Origin of the sequence: Phenylobacterium sp., assembly GCF_041916435.1 — a bacterium.
Taxonomy (GTDB): Bacteria; Pseudomonadota; Alphaproteobacteria; order Caulobacterales; family Caulobacteraceae; genus Phenylobacterium.
Window position 1 is genome coordinate 99,743 of sequence record NZ_JAYRZM010000007.1, and the last position, 17,047, is coordinate 116,789.

13 protein-coding genes and 1 pseudogene are annotated in these 17,047 nt (G+C 70.9%); 9 read left to right on the forward strand and 5 right to left on the reverse strand.

Going from position 1 to position 17,047, the window contains the following annotated elements; translation table 11 throughout:
• Positions 1-2: 2 nt before the first annotated feature.
• The 8 genes and pseudogenes from modA to rodA all read left to right on the forward strand — a co-directional run bounded on the left by modA (position 3) and on the right by rodA (position 10,587).
• The gene (gene modA, locus ACE3TA_RS19755; RefSeq protein WP_374576053.1) at positions 3-779 is read left to right on the forward strand and encodes a molybdate ABC transporter substrate-binding protein; all 777 of its coding nucleotides are present in this window, start codon (positions 3-5) and stop codon (positions 777-779) included.
• 205 nt (positions 780-984) lie between these two features.
• Positions 985-2,286: a sensor histidine kinase gene (locus tag ACE3TA_RS19760; RefSeq protein WP_374576054.1), complete on the forward strand. Its 1,302-nt coding sequence runs from the start codon at positions 985-987 to the stop codon at positions 2,284-2,286.
• Between the two features lie 263 nt (positions 2,287-2,549).
• Positions 2,550-3,593, forward strand: a complete 1,044-nt coding sequence (locus ACE3TA_RS19765) for a rod shape-determining protein (RefSeq protein ID WP_012522835.1) — start codon at positions 2,550-2,552, stop codon at positions 3,591-3,593.
• Between the two features lie 68 nt (positions 3,594-3,661).
• A pseudogene (mreC, locus tag ACE3TA_RS19770) lies at positions 3,662-4,711 on the forward strand (rod shape-determining protein MreC); the annotation flags it as partial.
• A 212-nt stretch (positions 4,712-4,923) separates the two neighbouring features.
• Complete coding sequence (locus ACE3TA_RS19775) at positions 4,924-5,439, forward strand: hypothetical protein (RefSeq protein WP_374576055.1); 516 nt, start codon at positions 4,924-4,926, stop codon at positions 5,437-5,439.
• 11 nt (positions 5,440-5,450) lie between these two features.
• Positions 5,451-7,424, forward strand: a complete 1,974-nt coding sequence (mrdA, locus tag ACE3TA_RS19780; protein WP_374576056.1) for a penicillin-binding protein 2 — start codon at positions 5,451-5,453, stop codon at positions 7,422-7,424.
• 62 nt (positions 7,425-7,486) lie between these two features.
• Positions 7,487-9,436 (forward strand): penicillin-binding protein 2, encoded by a 1,950-nt coding sequence (gene mrdA, locus ACE3TA_RS19785; protein WP_374576057.1) that lies wholly within the window; start codon positions 7,487-7,489, stop codon positions 9,434-9,436.
• Complete coding sequence (gene rodA, locus ACE3TA_RS19790; protein ID WP_374576058.1) at positions 9,433-10,587, forward strand: rod shape-determining protein RodA; 1,155 nt, start codon at positions 9,433-9,435, stop codon at positions 10,585-10,587. Before mrdA (ACE3TA_RS19785) ends, rodA begins: the two co-directional genes overlap by 4 nt.
• A gap of 16 nt (positions 10,588-10,603) precedes the next feature.
• Here rodA and pip read toward each other — a convergent pair whose 3' ends face one another.
• Together pip and ACE3TA_RS19800 are read right to left on the reverse strand one after the other, a co-directional pair.
• Positions 10,604-11,596, reverse strand: coding sequence for a prolyl aminopeptidase (gene pip, locus ACE3TA_RS19795; protein ID WP_374576059.1), 993 nt, complete (start codon positions 11,594-11,596; stop codon positions 10,604-10,606).
• Positions 11,597-11,605: 9 nt separating this feature from the next.
• Positions 11,606-12,589: an alpha/beta fold hydrolase gene (locus tag ACE3TA_RS19800; protein WP_374576060.1), complete on the reverse strand. Its 984-nt coding sequence runs from the start codon at positions 12,587-12,589 to the stop codon at positions 11,606-11,608.
• Between the two features lie 110 nt (positions 12,590-12,699).
• Between ACE3TA_RS19800 and ACE3TA_RS19805 the strand changes: the two genes are divergently transcribed.
• Positions 12,700-13,923 carry a multidrug effflux MFS transporter gene (locus ACE3TA_RS19805; protein ID WP_374576061.1) on the forward strand — a complete coding sequence of 408 codons (1,224 nt, stop codon included), beginning with the start codon at positions 12,700-12,702 and terminating at the stop codon, positions 13,921-13,923.
• Here ACE3TA_RS19805 and ACE3TA_RS19810 read toward each other — a convergent pair.
• The 3 genes from ACE3TA_RS19810 to ACE3TA_RS19820 are packed head-to-tail and all read right to left on the reverse strand — an operon-like array spanning position 13,911 to position 17,017.
• The gene (locus tag ACE3TA_RS19810; protein WP_374576062.1) at positions 13,911-14,273 is read right to left on the reverse strand and encodes a DUF423 domain-containing protein; all 363 of its coding nucleotides are present in this window, start codon (positions 14,271-14,273) and stop codon (positions 13,911-13,913) included. The two genes, ACE3TA_RS19805 and ACE3TA_RS19810, sit on opposite strands and share 13 nt — an antisense overlap.
• A gap of 14 nt (positions 14,274-14,287) precedes the next feature.
• On the reverse strand, positions 14,288-15,718 hold the full coding sequence (locus ACE3TA_RS19815; protein ID WP_374576063.1) for an amidase: 1,431 nt from the start codon (positions 15,716-15,718) through the stop codon (positions 14,288-14,290).
• Between the two features lie 21 nt (positions 15,719-15,739).
• Positions 15,740-17,017, reverse strand: a complete 1,278-nt coding sequence (locus ACE3TA_RS19820) for an aminotransferase class III-fold pyridoxal phosphate-dependent enzyme (RefSeq protein WP_374576064.1) — start codon at positions 17,015-17,017, stop codon at positions 15,740-15,742.
• Between the last annotated feature and the right edge of the window lie 30 nt (positions 17,018-17,047).

Genomic DNA, 17,047 nt, shown 5'->3' on the forward strand with positions numbered 1-17,047 from the left:
ACATGACGGTCATGCGGTGGGTCGCGGCGCTGGTCGCCGCCTGGATGTTGAGCGTGGTTCCGGCTGCGGCGCAGAGCGTGACGGTGTTCGCCGCCGCCTCGCTGAAGGACGCCCTGGGCGAGGTCGGCCAAGCCTACGAGGCCCGCACGGGGGTGAAGGTGAAGGTGTCGTTCGCGGCGACCTCGGCCATCGCCCGGCAGATCGAGCAGGGCGCGCCGGCCGACGTGTTCGTCTCTGCCGACGTGAAGTGGATGGACTATCTGGCCGAGCGCAAGCTGATCGACGCGGCCAGCCGCCGCGACCTGCTCGGCAACCGGCTGGTGCTGATCGCCCCGGCCGGGTCGAAGACGCAACTGCGCATCGGCCCGAACATGCCGCTGGCGCGCGCGCTGAACGGAGGGCGGCTGGCGGTGGCCGCGCCGCAGGTGCCGGCCGGCCGCTACGCCCGCGAGGCCCTGGGCGCGCTCGGCGTGTGGGACAGCGTCTCCAATCAGGTCGTTGACGCCGAGAACGTGCGCACGGCCCTGCAGTACGTCGCCCGCGGCGAGGCCCCCCTGGGGGTGGTCTATGAGACCGACGCCTTCGTGGAGCCCAAGGTCAGGATCGTGGGCCGGTTCCCGGCCGGGAGCCATCCGCCGATCATCTATCCGGCCGCCCTGACGGCCTCGACCAAGAGCGAACAGGCCGCCGGCTTCCTGAACTTCATGTCCGGCAAGGAGGCGATGCGGATCTTCCGGCGCTACGGCTTCACAGCGCCGGCGCAGGCGCCCAAGGCGTGACGACCGGCTCGGCCGTGTCGCGCGCCGGCGTTCGGTGACGGCGCCGTCAGCGACGGAACCAACGCGCGTTTCGGGCTTTAGTTCGGGCGCGGCGCTTGCGGCGCCCGCCGGGGCCATGGGGATGGCGATGCGGATAGACGGGTTTGCTCGAAGCGAGCGGCCGGTGGAGGGAGGGGGACATTTCGCCTCCCAATGGGCGAGCCTGTTGGAGGCGCTGCCCGTAGGCGCCCACCTCTATGATCTCAACGGCGTGCTCAGGCGGTCCAACCGCCGGGCCAAGGAGATCGGCGCGGCCGCCGCCTCGGCGGAGGAGCTCGACCAGGCCCTGTGCGGCGCGACGATGACCGAGGCCCTGGCCGCCAATGCGCCGATCCGCGACCTGGAGGTGGCGGTGGAGCGCGCTGACGGCGGCTGGCTGCACCTGCTCACCGCCGCGGACCTGCTGCGCGACGAGGACGGCGCGGCGGCCGGCGTGATCGTCTGCTTCCAGGGCGTGGACGCCATCGGCCGAGCCCGCGACGACCTGCGCAAGGAGCGGGTGTGGGCGCGGCGCATGGTCGAGAACTCGCCCGTGGCCGTCTACTGGACCGACGTGCAGGGCCGCATCACCGCCTTCAACCCGGCCGCCGAGATGCTCTGGGGCGGACGCCCTGAGGCGGGCGTCAACCGCTGGTGCGGCTTTCGCCGGCTCTTCCATCCCGACGGGCGCGAGATGGCGCGCGAGACCTGTCCGCTGGCGGCGGCGGTGCGGGAGGGGCTCGGGGGCGTCGGCGTCGAGGTCGGCTTCGAGCGCCACGACGGCGCCCGCGGCGCGGTGCTGGCCTATCCGACGCCGCTGCACGGCGAGAACGGCGCGCTGATCGGCGCGGTCAACATGCTGGTGGAGATCACCGAGCGGAAGGAGGCCGAGCTGCGGCAGAAGGCGCTGCTCGACGAAGTGAACCACCGGGTGAAGAACACCCTGGCGACCATCCAGTCGCTGGCCGGGCAGAGCTTCCGGGGCGGGGGCGATCCGGCGGTCATGGCCGCCGCGTTCGAGGCGCGCCTGCTGGCGCTGAGCCAGGCGCACGACCTGCTGGCGCGCGCCCACTGGCGCGAGATCGAACTGGGCGTCCTGGCCGCGGCCGTGCTCGATCCGGGACGCGAGGGGCGCGTCGAGGCGAGCGGCCCGCCGACGCCGATCACCGCGCGGGCGGCGGTGACCCTCGCCATGGCGCTGCACGAGCTGGCGGCCAACGCCGAGCGCTACGGCGCGCTATCGTCCGTAGGCGGACGAGTTGACGTGAGCTGGCGGCCTGACGCGCGCGGCGGGCTCGCCCTGGCCTGGATCGAGAGCGGCGGGCCCGCCGTGGACGCGCCTGCGCGGCTGGGTTTCGGCCGCCGCTTCCTGGAGAACGCGGTGAGCCGCGAACTGGGCGGGCGAGTGGACCTGACGTTCGCGCCAGAGGGGCTGCGCTGCCTGATCGAAGTTCCACCGAGGCGCGATACGGCTGGCCCCGGCCCGTGACATCCCGCCACAATGGACCCGATCTACCTGGGGGTCGCTGGCCGAATCAATGCACGCTTGGATCGTCGTTCCGCGGCTGTGCGAGTTCGTTGACCATGCTCGCGTCAATAAGCCTTGAAATCGACCAGATGGCAGGGCACACGGACGGGAGTCCGACAGCGAAGGCTGGGTGGTCAGGCGCTTCCGGACGCGGGGCGCGTGGAGCCGCGCCGCAAGGCTTCTTGGACTCGCCGTTCCTGCTCGCTTTCCTTTCAGGGCACTAAATGATCTCGTCCCTCTTCGGCGCCATCTCGAACGATATCGCCATCGACCTCGGCACCGCCAACACCCTGATCTACATGAAGGGCAAGGGCATAGTGCTCAATGAGCCGTCGGTGGTGGCGCTGCGCAACGTGGGCGGACGCAAGGTGGTGCACGCCGTCGGCATCGAGGCCAAGCAGATGCTGGGCCGCACGCCCGGCCACATGGAAGCCATCCGCCCCATGCGCGACGGGGTGATCGCCGACTTCGAAGTCGCCGAGGAGATGATCAAGTACTTCATCCGCAAGGTTCACAACCGCAAGGGCTTCGTGAACCCGAAGGTGATCGTCTGCGTGCCGTCCGGCGCGACCGCGGTGGAACGCCGCGCCATCAACGATTCCTGCCTGAACGCCGGGGGCCGTCGCGTCGGTCTGATCGACGAGCCGATGGCCGCGGCGATCGGCGCCGGCCTGCCGATCCACGAACCCACCGGCTCGATGGTGGTGGACATCGGCGGCGGCACCACCGAGGTGGCCGTGCTGTCGCTGTCGGGCATCGTCTATTCGCGCTCGGTCCGCGTGGGCGGCGACAAGATGGACGAGGCGATCATCAGCTACATGCGCCGCAACCATAACCTCCTGATCGGCGAGACCACGGCCGAGCGGATCAAGAAGGAGATCGGCACGGCCCGGGCGCCGGCGGACGGCGAGGGCCTGTCGATCGAGGTCAAGGGCCGCGACCTGATGCAGGGCGTGCCGCGCGAGGTGCGCATCAGCGAAAAGCAGGCCTCCGACGCGCTCTCCGAGCCGGTGGGCCAGATCGTCGACGCGGTGAAGATGGCCCTGGAGGCGACGCCGCCGGAGCTGGCCTCCGACATCGCCGACAAGGGCATCATGCTGACCGGCGGCGGGGCGCTGCTGCGCGGCCTGGACGCCGAGATCCGCGATCACACCGGCCTGCCGGTGACCGTGGCGGACGATCCGCTGTCGTGCGTGGCGCTGGGATGCGGCAAGGTGCTCGAACATCCGAAGTGGATGAAGGGCGTGCTGGAGTCCACTCTAGCCTGAGGCCAGCGAATCGCGCCTGCGCAGCCGTGGGCGCGCAGGTGACGACGGCCTTTGGAGACGACGCTTAAGTGCCCTTGCGGGACAACCAGTTCGGCGATTTGAAGGTCCCGCTGACCTGGACGGCGGGGGTGGCCTTGGTCGTCGCCGCGGTGGTGGCCGCCGCCCTGCTGATCGGCGACCGGCGCGAGCGGTTCCAGGCCGAAGCCTATGGCGTGACGCGCAAGGTGACCGATGCGGTGGCGACGCCGGTGGGCGACGTGCTGTCCACGCCGGGCCGCTGGATCGGCCTGGGGGGCAAGGCGATCGGCGGCTACTTCTTCGCGGTCTCCGAGAACCGCAAGCTGAAGGCCGAACTCGCCGAGATGAAGCAGTGGCGCGACGTGGCGATCGCCCTGCGCGACACCAACGACCGCTACAAGACGATCCTGGGCCTGAAGACCGATCCGCCGATCCCGATGGCGACAGCGCGCGTCGTGGCCGACGCCCGCGGCCCGTTCGCCAATACGCGGCTGGCCAACGCCGGCGCCGAGCGCGGGGTGACCGAGGGCAATCCGGTGATGAGCGAGAACGGGGTCGTCGGCCGCGTGATCGGCGTGACCAGGGGCGCCAGCCGCATCCTGCTGCTCACCGACATCGCCAGCCGTGTGCCGGTGATGGTGGACCGCACCAACGCACGGGCGATCCTGACCGGCGACGGCGGACCGAACCCGAAGCTGGAGTACCTGCGCGGCCAGGACCCGGTGAAGGAAGGCGACCGCATCCTCACCTCCGGCGACGGCGGGCTGATGCCGCGCGGCCTGCCGGTGGGCGTGGCGGTGAAGGGGCTGGACGGGGAGTGGCGCGTGGTGCTCGCCTCGGACGCCGCCCCGATCGATTTCGTGCGGATCCTGCTGTTCAAGAACTTCACCCAGCTCATCGACGCCAAGGCGCTGGACCGGATGACCCCGCCGGCGGCCATGGAGCTGCCGTCGGCCTCGGCGGTCGCCGCGGCCGCGGTCAAGCCGGCGGCGGCCCCGCCCAAGCCGGCGACGAGCCCATCGGCCACAGCCCCGTCCGTGGCGACGCCGGCGCCGTCCAGGCCCGCGTCGGCGACGACGCCCTCCGCGACGGCCCCCAAGCCGGCGACGCAAGCCCCGGCCAAGCCGCCTGCATCCGCCGCCGGATCGACGACGGGCGCCGCCGCGCCGCCGGCCGCCAAGCCGGCCGCGCCGAAGCCGGCCGCCGCCAAGCCCGCCGCCCAGACGCCGGCGGCGTCCACGCCGGCCGCCAAGCCGCCGCAGCGGGAACCGCCGGCTCAGTCGTCCGAACCGCAAACGGCGCCGTTCGAGGAATGAGCTATTCGGCCGCCCAGCCCCTGACGCCCCTGCGCTGGCTCGGCGTGCCGATGCTGCAATGCCTGGCGGTGACGATCCTGCTGGCGATTCCGCTGAGGATGTTCGGCCTGCGCCTGCCCGAGCCGGTGGCGCCGATGGTGGCGACCTTCGCCTGGGCGGTGATCCGCCCCTCGATCATGGCGCCGATCGCGGTGCTGTTCATGGGCCTGTTCCTGGACGTGTTCTGGGGCGGGCCGCTGGGCCTCTGGGCGCTGGCGCTGCTGACCGGCTACGGCGTGGTGCTGGTCACCCGCAGCATGATGGCCGGCCAGAGCCAGCCGATGATGTGGGCCTGGTATGCGGTGACATGCCTCATCGCCGTGGGGGCGGCCTATCTGTTCAGCATGGTGCAGGCCCATCAGGCGCCGAACATCGTGAGCGTCGGCTGGCAACTGCTGGCCACAATCGTCCTTTACCCTTTCACACATAGGCTGATCGAACGCTTCGAGGACGCCGATGTGAGGTTCCGCTAGGGGGCGGAGAGATGGCTGAGCCATCCATCTTCTTTTCGGAGGTCAACGAGCGCCAGGGCGTGTTCCACCGGCGCTCGATCCTGCTGGGCGGCCTGGCCGGTCTGGGGCTGGCGGCGCTGGGCGGGCGGCTGGCGCACCTGCAACTCGTCGAGGCGCAGCGGTACCAGAAGCTCTCGGCCAACAACCAGTTCAACTACAAGCTGGTGCCGCCGCCGCGGGGCTTGATCATCGACCGCAACGGCGTGGTGCTGGCCTCCAACCGGCCGAACTTCCGCCTCTTGGTGACGCGCGACAAAACCACCGACACCGAGGCCACGCTCAAGACCCTGGCCAGCTACGTGCCGCTGGACGACGAGCGGCAGAAGCGGCTGATCCGCGAGATCGACCGCGCGCCGCGCCGCGTGCCGGTGTCGATCATGGACGACATGAGCTGGGAGGAGTTCAGCGCGATCAACATCCGTGCGCCCGAGCTGCCCGGCGTGACCGCCGACATGGGCGAGGTGCGGGTCTATCCGCAGGGCGGGGCCTTCGCCCACGTGATCGGCTATGTGGCCAAGGTCAACAAGGAGGACCTGACCAAGACCGGGCCCAACTCCGACCCGATCCTGCTGCATCCGGGCTTCCGCATCGGCCGCCAGGGCGTGGAGAAGGCGTTCGACCTGCAACTGCGCGGCAAGGCCGGCGCGAAGAAGGTGGAGGTGGACGCCAACGGCCGGGAGGTGCGCAACGACCCGGCGGGCGACATTCCCGCCACCGTCGGCAAGACGATCCAGCTCACCCTGGATTCCGACATCCAGACCCGCGCCATGGAGGTGTTCGGCGAGGAGAGCGGGGCGGCGGTGATGATGGACTGCCGTACGGGCGACATCCTTTGCCTGTTCTCGGCGCCCAGCTTCGACGCCAACCGGTTCGTGAAGGGGCTGACCGGCGCCGAGTACAAGGCGCTGGCGGAGTACGAGCGCAAGCCGCTGTTCAACAAGGCGCTGACGGCCACCTATCCGCCGGGCTCGACGTTCAAGACCATGGTGGCGCTGGCCGCGCTGGAGAACGGCTACGATCCGGCGACGGTGCATGTGTGCAACAAGGCCTGGCCGTGGGGCGGGCGGGTCTGGCACTGCGACGAAGCGCACGGCGCGCAGGACCTGAAAGGGGCGATCGCCACCTCCTGCGACATCTATTTCTACCAGTGCGCCCTGGCCGTCGGCCCCGACAAGATCGCCGAGACGGCGCGCAAGTTCGGCCTGGGCGAGATCTTCGACATCGGCATTCCGGGGCAGAAGGCGGGACTGGTGCCCGACCGGGCCTACAAGCGGCGCACCTTCCCGAAGGACCCGGTGTGGCACCCGGGCGAGACGCCCAGCATGGGCATCGGCCAGGGCTACACCCACCTCAACCCGCTGCAGCTGTGCGTCATGACCGCGCGGATCGCCAACGCGCGCAAGGCGCTGCACCCGCGCCTGGTCGAATCCATCGGCGGGGTCGAGCGGCCGCGCGGCTCGGCGTTCGGCGACCTGCCGGTGAACCTGGACCATCTGCAGTTCGTGCGCGAGGCCATGGCGGCGGTGACGACGAGCGGCACGGCCGCGCGGGTGGCGGACCTGGGCCTGGGCCCGATCAAGATGGCGGGCAAGACCGGCACGGCGCAGACCTATTCCTACGGCGGCGGGCGAGGGGCGCACGGCGCGGTCGGCGAGTGGAAGCTGCGCGACCACGCCTGGTTCGTGGCCTTCGCGCCCTATGACGACCCGCGCTACGCCATGAGCGTGCTGGTGGAGCACGGCGGCTTCGGCGCCTCGGCCGCCGCGCCCCGGGCCCGCGAGATCATGCGCGTGGCGCTGTTGAAGGACCCGGAGGTGCGCGCCCGGATCGTCAAGCCGCTGCCGATGCCGGAGCTGCCCGCCGACGCCAAGATGGAGGGCGGCCTGCCCGAGGCGCCCACGCCCATTCCCGACGACCACCCGGCCGCGCCGGGAACTTCGACGTGACGGACCCGGCCCCGAGGCCGGACCGTCGCAAACGCTGAACAGAACCCAAGGATCGACCGTTCGTGGCCGAACCCTCCATCGTCTTCTCCGAGGTCAATGAACGGCAGGGCTTGTTCCACCGCCGTTCGGTGCTGATGGGCGCGTGCGCGGGACTGGGCCTGGCGACCATGGCCGGCCGCCTGGCGCAACTGCAGCTCGTCGAGGCCCAGCGCTACCAGAAGCTCTCGGCTGACAACCAGTTCGACTTCAAGCTCATCCCGCCGCCGCGCGGCCTGATCGTCGACCGCGACGGGACGGTCTTGGCCTCCAACCGCCCGAACTTCCGCCTGCTGGTGATGCGCGACAAGAACACCGACGCGCCGGCGCTGCTGGAGCGGCTGGCCAACTACGTGCCGCTGGACGAGGAGCGCCGCGCGCGCCTGATCCGCGAGATCGACCGCGCCCCCCGCCGCGCGCCGGTGTCGGTGCTGGAGGACATGAGCTGGGAGGAGTTCAGCGCCATCAACGTGCGCGCGCCCGAGCTGCCCGGCGTGACCGCCGACATGGGCGAGGTGCGGGTCTATCCCCATGGCGGGGCCTTCGCCCACGTGATCGGCTATGTGGCCAAGGTGAACAAGGAAGACCTGACCAAGACCGGGCCGAACGCCGCCCCGATCCTGCTGCATCCGGGCTTCCGCATCGGCCGCCAGGGCGTGGAGAAGGCCCTGGACCTGGAGCTTCGCGGCAAGGCCGGCGCGAAGAAGGTGGAGGTGGACGCCCACGGCCGCGAGGTGCGGCGCGATCCGGCCGGCGACATCGCCGCCACGGCGGGCAAGACCGTGCAGCTCACCCTGGACGCCGACATCCAGAACCGCGCGCTGGAGGTGATGGGCGAGGAGAGCGGGGCGGTGGTGGTGATGGACTGCCGCTCGGGCGACCTGTTGTGCCTGGCCTCCGCGCCGAGCTTCGACGCCAACGCCTTCGTGCGCGGGCTGTCCAGCGCCGACTATCGGGCGCTGGCGCAATACGAGCGCCGGCCGCTGCTGGACAAGGCGATGAGCGGGACCTATCCGCCGGGCTCGACCTTCAAGCCGACGGTGGCGCTGGCGGCGCTGGAAGCCGGCATCGATCCCAACGAGCCGATCAACTGCGCCGGCGGCTGGCGCTTCGGCGGCCGCACCTGGCGGTGCTGGAAGCATGGCGGCCATGGGCCGCAGACCATGCACGACGCCATCAAGAACTCCTGCGACATCTATTTCTACCAGACGGCCCTGCGCATCGGTCCGGACGCGATCGCCCGAGCGGCCAAGGCGCTGGGCTTCGGCCAGACCTTCGACATCGGCATTCCCGGCCAGCGGGCCGGCGTGGTCGGCTCGCGCGAGTGGAAGCGCGCGGCGGTCAAGCGCGAGCCGGTCTGGCAGCCCGGGGACTCGGTGAGCTACGGCATCGGCCAGGGCTATGTGGCGGTGAACGCCCTGCAACTGGCGGTGATGACGGCGCGGCTGGCGAACGGGAAGACCGCGCTCAATCCACGCCTGATCAAGTCGATCGGCGGGGTGGAGCTGCCCCGCGGCGACGCGGCCGAGGCGCTGCCGTTCGCCCCCGAGCACTTGGAGTACGTGCGCGGCGGGATGCGCGCCGTGGCCAACGACGCCTCGGGCACGGCCTACCGCCAGAGCCAGCTTGGCCTGGGCGATGTGATGATGGCGGGCAAGACCGGCACCGCCCAGGTCCGCAGCTACGACCGCGCCGCCTCGCGCGACAGCGCCAGCGTCCAGTGGAAGCTGAAGGACCACAACCTGTTCGTGGCGTTCGCGCCCTATGACGATCCGCGCTATGCGGTGTCGGTGATCGTCGAGCACGGCGGGCTGGGCGGCGCCACCGCCGGCGCGCCGCGCGCGCGGGAGGTGATGCGCGTGGCCCTCTTGAAAGACCCTGAAGTGCTAAGGCGCATCCACACGCCGCTGCCGCCGATCGGCGGCGCGGCCGAGCCCGAAATCCAAGACCAGTCGTCCAGCGGGAGGCCCGCATGACCGTCAGCGCCCTGACACGCCCAGGCGAGCGCGATCGCCTGATCGTCAAGATCGGCCAGTTCGACTGGACCTTCGGCCTGGTGCTGGCGCTGATCGCCGGCGCCGGCGCCCTGATGATGTTCTCGATCGCCGGCAGCTCGTGGGAGCCGTGGGCGGCCAAGCACCTGATCCGCTTCGGCCTATGCTTCCTCCTGATGGTGGGGCTGGCGATGGTCGATCTGCAGGTCTGGTCGGTGCTCGCCTATCCGATCTACGGGTTCGGCCTGTTGCTGCTGGTGGCGGTGGAGGTGATCGGCGACACTCGCATGGGCGCGCAGCGCTGGCTGGATCTGGGCGTGATCAGCTTCCAGCCCTCCGAAGTGATGAAGATCGGCATCGTGCTGGCCCTGGCGCGCTTCTACCACGGGCTGTCGGCGCAGAGCGCCAAGATGTCCTGGTGGCTGCTGGTCCCGGCGGCGATGATCGGGGTGCCCGTGCTGCTGGTGGCCAAACAGCCGGACCTGGGCACGGCGATGCTGATCGCCCTGACCGGCGGCACGATCATGGTGCTGGCGGGGCTGTCGTGGCGGATCATCGGCGCGGGGGTGGTGGCCGCGGTCCTGGCGGTGCCGGCGCTGATCACTTTCGGGATGCACGACTATCAGCGCAAACGCATCCTGACCTTCCTCAACCCGGAGAGCGACCCTTCGGGCTCGGGCTACCATATCCTGCAGTCGAAGATCGCCCTGGGCTCGGGCGGGCTCTTGGGCAAGGGCTACGGCCTGGGCTCGCAGAGCCAGCTCAACTTCCTGCCGGAGAAGCACACCGACTTCATCTTCGCCACCCTGGCCGAGGAGTTCGGCTTCGTCGGCTGCATCTCGGTGCTGCTGCTCTATGCGGCGGTGATCTACATGGCCCTGCGCACGGCCTATATCGCCCACAGCCATTTCGGCCGGCTGTCGGCGGCCGGCGTGACGGCGACCTTCGCCTTCTACGTGCTGATCAACGGGGCGATGGTGATGGGCCTGGCGCCGGTGGTGGGCGTGCCGATGCCGCTGCTGTCCTACGGCGGCACCGTGATGCTGACCGTGATGATCGGCTTCGGCCTGGTGCAGTCGGTGCGCGTGCACCGCTACACCGAGGTCACCAGCGGCAAGGGCAGCCTGCTCTAGGCCGCCGCGGCGGCCGCTAGACCTTCAGCGCCTGATCGGTCGCCCGGACCAGGGCGTCGACGATGCCCGGCTCGGTGGAGGCGTGGCCCGCGTCCCAGATCACCTCGAACCGCGCCTCGGGCCAGGCCGACTTCAGGTTCCAGGCCGCCTCCATGGGCGTGACCACGTCGAAGCGCCCCTGGACGATCCAGCCGGGGATGTCGCGCAGCTTCGCCGCGTTCTTCAGGATCCAGCCGTCTTCCGGGAAGAAGCCGTGGTTGACGAAGAAGTGGCACTCGATGCGGGCGAAGGCGATGGCGAAGTCGACCTCGTTGAACTTCGACGGGCGCGCCTCGGGCCCGCGGATGGAGATGGTGTCGCCCTCCCACTGGCTCCAGGCGGCGGCCGCCTCGGCCTGGATGCGGCGGTCGGCGTGGGTGAGGCGCTTGTGGTAGGCGCTGATCATGTCGCCGCGCTCGGCCGCCGGGATCGGCGCGGAGAACCGCCGCCAGGCGTCCGGGAAGAGGAACGAGGCGCCGTCCTGGTAGAACCACTTCAGCTCGCGCTCGGTGAGCAGGAAGACGCCGCGCAGCACCAGGCCCGAGACCCGCTCCGGATGGGTGATGGCGTAGGCCAGGGCCAGGGTGGAGCCCCATGAGCCGCCGAACACGGTCCACTTCTCGACGCCGAGGTGTTCGCGCAGGCGCTCGATGTCCTCGATCAGCGTCCAGGTGGTGTTGTGGTCGAGGCTGGCGTTCGGCCGCGAGCGGCCGCAGCCGCGCTGGTCGAACAGGGCCATGCGCCACTTCGCCGGATCGAAGAAGCGCCGCATGGTCGGATTGATCGCCCCGCCGGGGCCGCCGTGCAGGATGACGCACGGCTTGCCGTCCGGCCGGCCGCATTCCTCGTAGAACACCTCGTGGCCGTCGCGCTCGGGCAGCCAGCCGTAGGCGAACGGCTCGTTTTCGGGGAACAGACCGCGGCGGTTGGCCGTGGAGGAGAAGGGGGGCGGCGGGGTCGTGCGTTCCATGATCTTGTTCTACTTCGGAAAGCGGCGGGCCATCCAGTCGAGGATCAAGCGATTGACCTCATCCGGCTTCTCTTGCTGCGTCCAGTGGCCCGAGCCCTCGACCAGCACCTTTTCCAGGTCGCCGATGACCGCTTCCATGCCGTCGGCCATGGCCGGGCTCAGCACCGCGTCCTTCTCGGCCATGATCATCAGGCAGGGCAGGCCGTCGATCCGGGTGGGCAGGTCGGCCGAGCGCTCCCAGTTGCGGGTCATGTTGCGGTACCAGTTGATCCCGCCGGTGAAGCCGGTGCGCTCGAAGCTGTCGACGAACACCTTCAGCTCTTCCGGCGTGAGGAGCTGGTAGGCGGTGTCGGACTTGTCCCAGGCCTTCAGCGCCGGGCCGAAGGCGAAGGTGGGACGCTCGCCCTCCTGGGCCGGCGCGGCGGCGCCGATCGCCTGGGGACGGCGCATGAAGAAGCGCATGGTCTTGTCCACGTCCTCGGCCAGGGCGGCGTCGGCCTCGCCCGGCGTCTGGAACCAGACGATGTACATCTGATCGCCGAACACCGCGCGCATCCCGCCAATGGGATCCATGGGCGGACGGCGCAGGAAGGGCGTGTTCAAGCCGATGATCCCGGCGCAGCGGTCGGGATGCAGCAGCGGAAGTTGCCAGACGATCAGGCCGCCCCAGTCATGGCCGCAGAAGACCGCCTTCTCCACGCCGAGGTGGTCGAGAAGACCGACCAGGTCGCCGGCCAGATGCTCCATGTCGTAGTCGGTGACGGCGTCGGGCCGGGAGGTCAGGCCGTAGCCGCGCTGGTCCGGGGCGATCGCCCAGACGCCCGCGGCCTCGAAGGCGGCGAGCTGGTGGCGCCAGGAGTAGGCGATCTCCGGAAAGCCGTGACAGAAGATGACGGGGACGCCCTCGCGCGGGCCGGCCTCATAGTAGGCCATGTTGATTCCATTGACCGGCGCGTACTGGACCGGCGGCATCCCGGCGATGGGAGCGGACATGCGGGCGTTTCCTGACCTCTGGCGAGCTTTGCGCGCAACGTGGCCGGGCGCGAGGGACGGCGCAAGGATTTCGCGCTTCGCCTTTGCGTGAGCGCGGCTAGAAGGCGGTGATGACCGAGCGTAGCGACCAGACGCCGACAAAGACGCCATGGGGGCTTGTGATCCTCCTGGGCACGCTGACGGCCTTCGCGCCCATGTCGATCGACATGTACCTGCCGAGCCTGCCGGCTATCGGCAAGTCGCTGTCGGCCTCGGCGGGCGAGACCCAGGCGACGGTCTCGGCGTTCCTGGCGGGCATGGCGATCGGCCAGGTGCTGTACGGCCCCGCGTCCGACCGGCTGGGGCGGCGGCTGCCGATCTTCATCGGCTCGGCGGTCTACGTCGCGGCCTCGGCGGCCTGCGCCCTGGCGACCTCGCCGCAGATGCTGATCGGCGCGCGGTTCGTGCAGGCGCTGGGCGGATGCGCGGGGGCGGTGGTCGCCAGGGCGGTGGTGCGCGACCGCTTCGACCACGTGGAGACGGCGCGGATGCTGTCGCTGCTGATGCTGGTGATGGGGCTGGCGCCGATCCTGGCGCCGCTCGCCGGCGGGGCGATCCTGCTCGCGGCCGGCTGGCGGGCGATCTTCTGGGTGCTGGTGGCGTTCGGCGCGTCCGTGGGCCTGGCGAGCTATCTCGGGCTGGCGGAGTCGCGGTCGGACGAGACCGCGCGGCAGGCCCGGGCCGAACATCCGCTGCGGGCGTATCTGGCGCTGCTGGGCCAGCGGCGGCTGGTGGGTTACGGCCTGGCCGGAGCGTGCAACGGCGCGGCCCTGTTCACCTACATCTCGACGTCGCCGGACCTGCTGATCGGCGCCTACCACGTGCCGGCCGGCCAGTTCGGCCTTCTGTTCGGCCTGAACGCGGCGGGGCTGATCGGCGCGGGCCAGATCAACCGGATGATCCTGCGCCGCACGACGCCGGACCGGGTGCTGCGGGTCTCCAGCGTGGCCTCCACGGCGATCGCCGCGGTGCTGGTGCTGGCGGCCTTCGCCGGCCTGGGCGGGCCCTGGACGGTGCTGCCGCTGCTGTTCCTGCTGCTGGCCAGCTACGGCTTCGTGCAGGGCAACGCCACGGCCGGGGCGCTGAGCGTCGATCCCCTGCGCACGGGCTCGACCTCGGCCCTGTTTGGCGCGGCCTCCTTCGCCACCGGGGCGCTGGCCTCGAGCATCTCGGGCCTGCTGTACGACGGCACGGCGCGGCCGATGGCGCTGATCATGTTCGCGGCCATGGCCGGCTCGACCCTGGCGCTGCGGGTGCTGGCGCTGCCGCTGGAGCGGCCGGCTCAGGCCCGCTGAAGCTGGAGCGCCGACCAGGCGAGCGTCGCCCAGCCGATCAGGAACAGCGTGCCGCCGATCGGCGTGATCGCCCCCAGCCAGAGCGGCGCGCCGAGCGCCATGGCGTAGAGGCTGCCGGTGAAGAAGACGACGCCGGGCACGAAGAAGGCCGGGGCGAAGCGGGCGCGGCGGGCGCCGGCGGCCACGAACACCTGGCTGGCGAATGTGGCCAGCACGTGCACGAAGGCGTAGAGCGCGCCGGTGCGCAGCCACTCCTTGGCCAGGGGATCGGATACGCCGTGGGCGCCGAACGCGCCGCCGGCCACGCCGAGGAAGCCGCCGATGGCGGCCAACATCATCCAGATTCGCATTGACCGGGCGCTCCTCAGTTCCACAGCGCCGGGCGGCGGCCGGCCCAGGGCGCTTCCTTCTCGAGCTGGGCGGCCAGGCGGAAGAGCGTCGCCTCGTCGCTGTAGCGGCCGGTGAACATCATCCCCAGCGGCAGGCCGTCGGACGACTGCTCCAGCGGCAGCGACAGGGACGGCTGGCCCGAGAAGTTGAACGGCGGGGTGAAGGGGAAGACCTGGGCCTGGCGGCGGTTGAGCTCGCGCGGCTCGACGGCCACCGGGTCGATGTAGCCGACCTTGGGCGTGGGCGCGCCGGTGACCGGGCTGAGGTAGACGTCGATGTCCTCGAAGGCGGCGAGCGTCCGGCGGTTGAGCATGCGCAGCTCCTGCAGGCTGCGCAGGGCGTCGGCGCCGGAGACCTTGCGGCCGCCCTTCAGCGAGGCCCAGGTGAGGGGTTCCAGCTCGTCCTCTTCGGGCTCGCGGCCGATCTGGTCGATCAGGCGGGCCATGCCGGCGGCGAAGTTGGCGCCGCTGAGCGGGGCGCGGGCGGTGTAGAGGGCGCGATAGTCGATGCCGAGGCCCCGCTCGATCACCTCGTGGCCGAGCCCCTTGAGGAGGGCGGCGGTGCGCTCCAGCGCGGCCTGCACCTCTGGGTGGACCGGCTTGCCGCTGGGGGTCTCCGAGGACCAGGCGATGCGCAGGCGCCCGGGGGAGGTTTCGATCTCCTCCATGTAGGGCCTGGCCTTGGGCGGCGCGGGGTAGGGCGAGCCAGGCTCGGGATAGCCGGTGGCGTCGAGCATGGCGGCGCTGTCGCGCACCGTGCGGCTGACCACGTGGTCGACCACGAAGCCGGCGGCGTAGTCGAAGCCGTCGGGCATGTTGGGATTGCGGTCGCGGGTGACCTTCATGCCGACGAGGCCGCAGATCGCCGCCGGAATGCGGATCGAGCCCAGGCCGTCGCTGGCGTGGGCGAGGGGGACCATGCCGGCCGCCACCGCCGAGGCCGAGCCGCCCGAGGAGCCGCCCGAGATGTGCTCGGGGTTCCAGGGATTGCGGCAGGCGCCCAGATAGGCGCCCTCGGTGGTGCCGGTGATGCCGTATTCGGGCGTGTTGGTCTTGCCCATCGGGATCACGCCGGTGGCGCGATAGCGGGCGGTGAGGCCGCCGTCCTCCTGGTCGACGATGTCCCGGGCGAAGCGGCTGCCGTAGCTGCGCGGCCAGCCGGCCACCGGCATGCCGAGGTCCTTGATGAGGAAGGGCACGCCCCTGAACGGGCCGTCGGGGAGGGCTCCCTTGGCCGCGGCGCGGGCCTCGTCGTAGGCCTTGTAGACCACCGCGTTGAGCGCGCCGTTGTGCCGCTCGATCCGCTCGATGGCGGCCTCGACCAGTTCGGCGGGCGAGACCTCGCCGGACCTGACCAGGGCGGCCAGGCCGAGGCCGTCGTAGTCGGCGAATTCGGGAAAGCTCATGCGGTCCTCACCTCTTGGGGGCTATCGGGGGGCGCCCGCCAGGAACGCCATCTTCTCCACCGGCTCCAGCGCCGGGCCCTGACGCTTGAGGTCGGCGAAGGACGCTTCGGCCGCGTCCAGCAGGCCGTCGATGTCGGCCTCGGTCATGGCCGCGCACAGGAACATGTTGTGCCAGGGGTGCACGTAGACGCCGCGCTCCAACATGCGGCTGGACCAGAAGAAGCCCTTGCGCAGGTCCGGGTCGTCGTCGAACAGGAACAGGGGCATCTGCACCGGGCCGGTCTGGCGCAAGCCGAATCCCGCGGCGGCGGCGCGCTCGGCCAGGCCGGCGCGCAGTCGCTCGCCCAGGGACGCCAGCCGGTCGAGGTAGTCGGTCTCGCGCACCAGCCGCATGGTCTCCAGCGCCGCGGCCATCGGCGCGGCCTGATACCAGAACGAGCCGGTGACATAGATGGCGGCCGCGCCCTTGCGCGCGCTGTCGGCGCCCATGAGGGCCGAGAGGGCGTGGCCGTTGGCCAGGCACTTGCCCCAGGTGGACAGGTCCGGCTTCACGCCCACCAGCGACCAGCTGCAGTCGCGCGACAGGCGCAGGCCCGCGCGCACCTCGTCGACCACCAGCATCGCCCCGCGCGCGTCGCACAGCTCGCGGGCCCGGCGGGCGTAGGCCGGATCGGGCATGGCCTGGTCGATGAAGGCGTCATGCTTGAAGGGGGCGGCGAAGATCGCGGCCAGGTCGTCGCCGGCCTGGGCCACGGCGGCCTCCAGGCTGGCGACATCGTTGTAGTCGCAGAAGATCTGGTTGGCGCGGTCGGTGTCGAGCACGCCGGCGCCGCGGGGCGTGCACCAGGGCGCGGCGCCGTGGTAGGCGCCCTTGGCGCGCACGATGGTCTTCCTGCGGGTCTGGGCGCGGGCGGCGACGAGGGCCATGGAGGTGGCGTCCGTGCCGTTCTTGCAGAACATCGCCCAGTCGGCGTGGCTGACCATGGCGACCATTTCCTCGGCCAGGCGGACCATCAGCTCGGTGGGGCCGGTCAGGGTGTCGCCCAGGCTGAGCTGGCGCACATAGGCCGCGTCGATCTCGGGATTGGCGTAGCCGAACAGGTTGGGCCCGTAGGCGCACATCATGTCCAGATAGCCGTTGCCGTCGACGTCCCAGATGCGCGCGCCTTCGCCGCGCTCGAAGAACTGCGGATAGTCGTCCGGCAAAAGGCCGACGGCCTGGTGTCCGTACATGCCGCCGGGAATCACGGCGGCGGCTCGTTCGCGCAGCGCGCGGTCGCGGCTGTTGGCGATGGTCATGGCGCGCCTCCCTCAGGTGAACAGCGACAA

Excerpts from the sequence above, each read along its gene's own strand:
- modA (WP_374576053.1), top strand. The coding sequence starts at position 3 with ATGACGGTCATGCGGTGGGTCGCGGCGCTGGTCGCCGCCTGGATGTTG.
- ACE3TA_RS19765 (WP_012522835.1), top strand. The coding sequence starts at position 2,550 with ATGATCTCGTCCCTCTTCGGCGCCATCTCGAACGATATCGCCATCGAC.
- ACE3TA_RS19775 (WP_374576055.1), top strand. The coding sequence starts at position 4,924 with ATGAGCTATTCGGCCGCCCAGCCCCTGACGCCCCTGCGCTGGCTCGGC.
- mrdA (WP_374576056.1), top strand. The coding sequence starts at position 5,451 with ATGGCTGAGCCATCCATCTTCTTTTCGGAGGTCAACGAGCGCCAGGGC.
- rodA (WP_374576058.1), top strand. The coding sequence starts at position 9,433 with ATGACCGTCAGCGCCCTGACACGCCCAGGCGAGCGCGATCGCCTGATC.
- pip (WP_374576059.1), bottom strand. The coding sequence starts at position 11,596 with ATGGAACGCACGACCCCGCCGCCCCCCTTCTCCTCCACGGCCAACCGC.
- ACE3TA_RS19800 (WP_374576060.1), bottom strand. The coding sequence starts at position 12,589 with ATGTCCGCTCCCATCGCCGGGATGCCGCCGGTCCAGTACGCGCCGGTC.
- ACE3TA_RS19805 (WP_374576061.1), top strand. The coding sequence starts at position 12,700 with ATGACCGAGCGTAGCGACCAGACGCCGACAAAGACGCCATGGGGGCTT.
- ACE3TA_RS19810 (WP_374576062.1), bottom strand. The coding sequence starts at position 14,273 with ATGCGAATCTGGATGATGTTGGCCGCCATCGGCGGCTTCCTCGGCGTG.
- ACE3TA_RS19815 (WP_374576063.1), bottom strand. The coding sequence starts at position 15,718 with ATGAGCTTTCCCGAATTCGCCGACTACGACGGCCTCGGCCTGGCCGCC.
- ACE3TA_RS19820 (WP_374576064.1), bottom strand. The coding sequence starts at position 17,017 with ATGACCATCGCCAACAGCCGCGACCGCGCGCTGCGCGAACGAGCCGCC.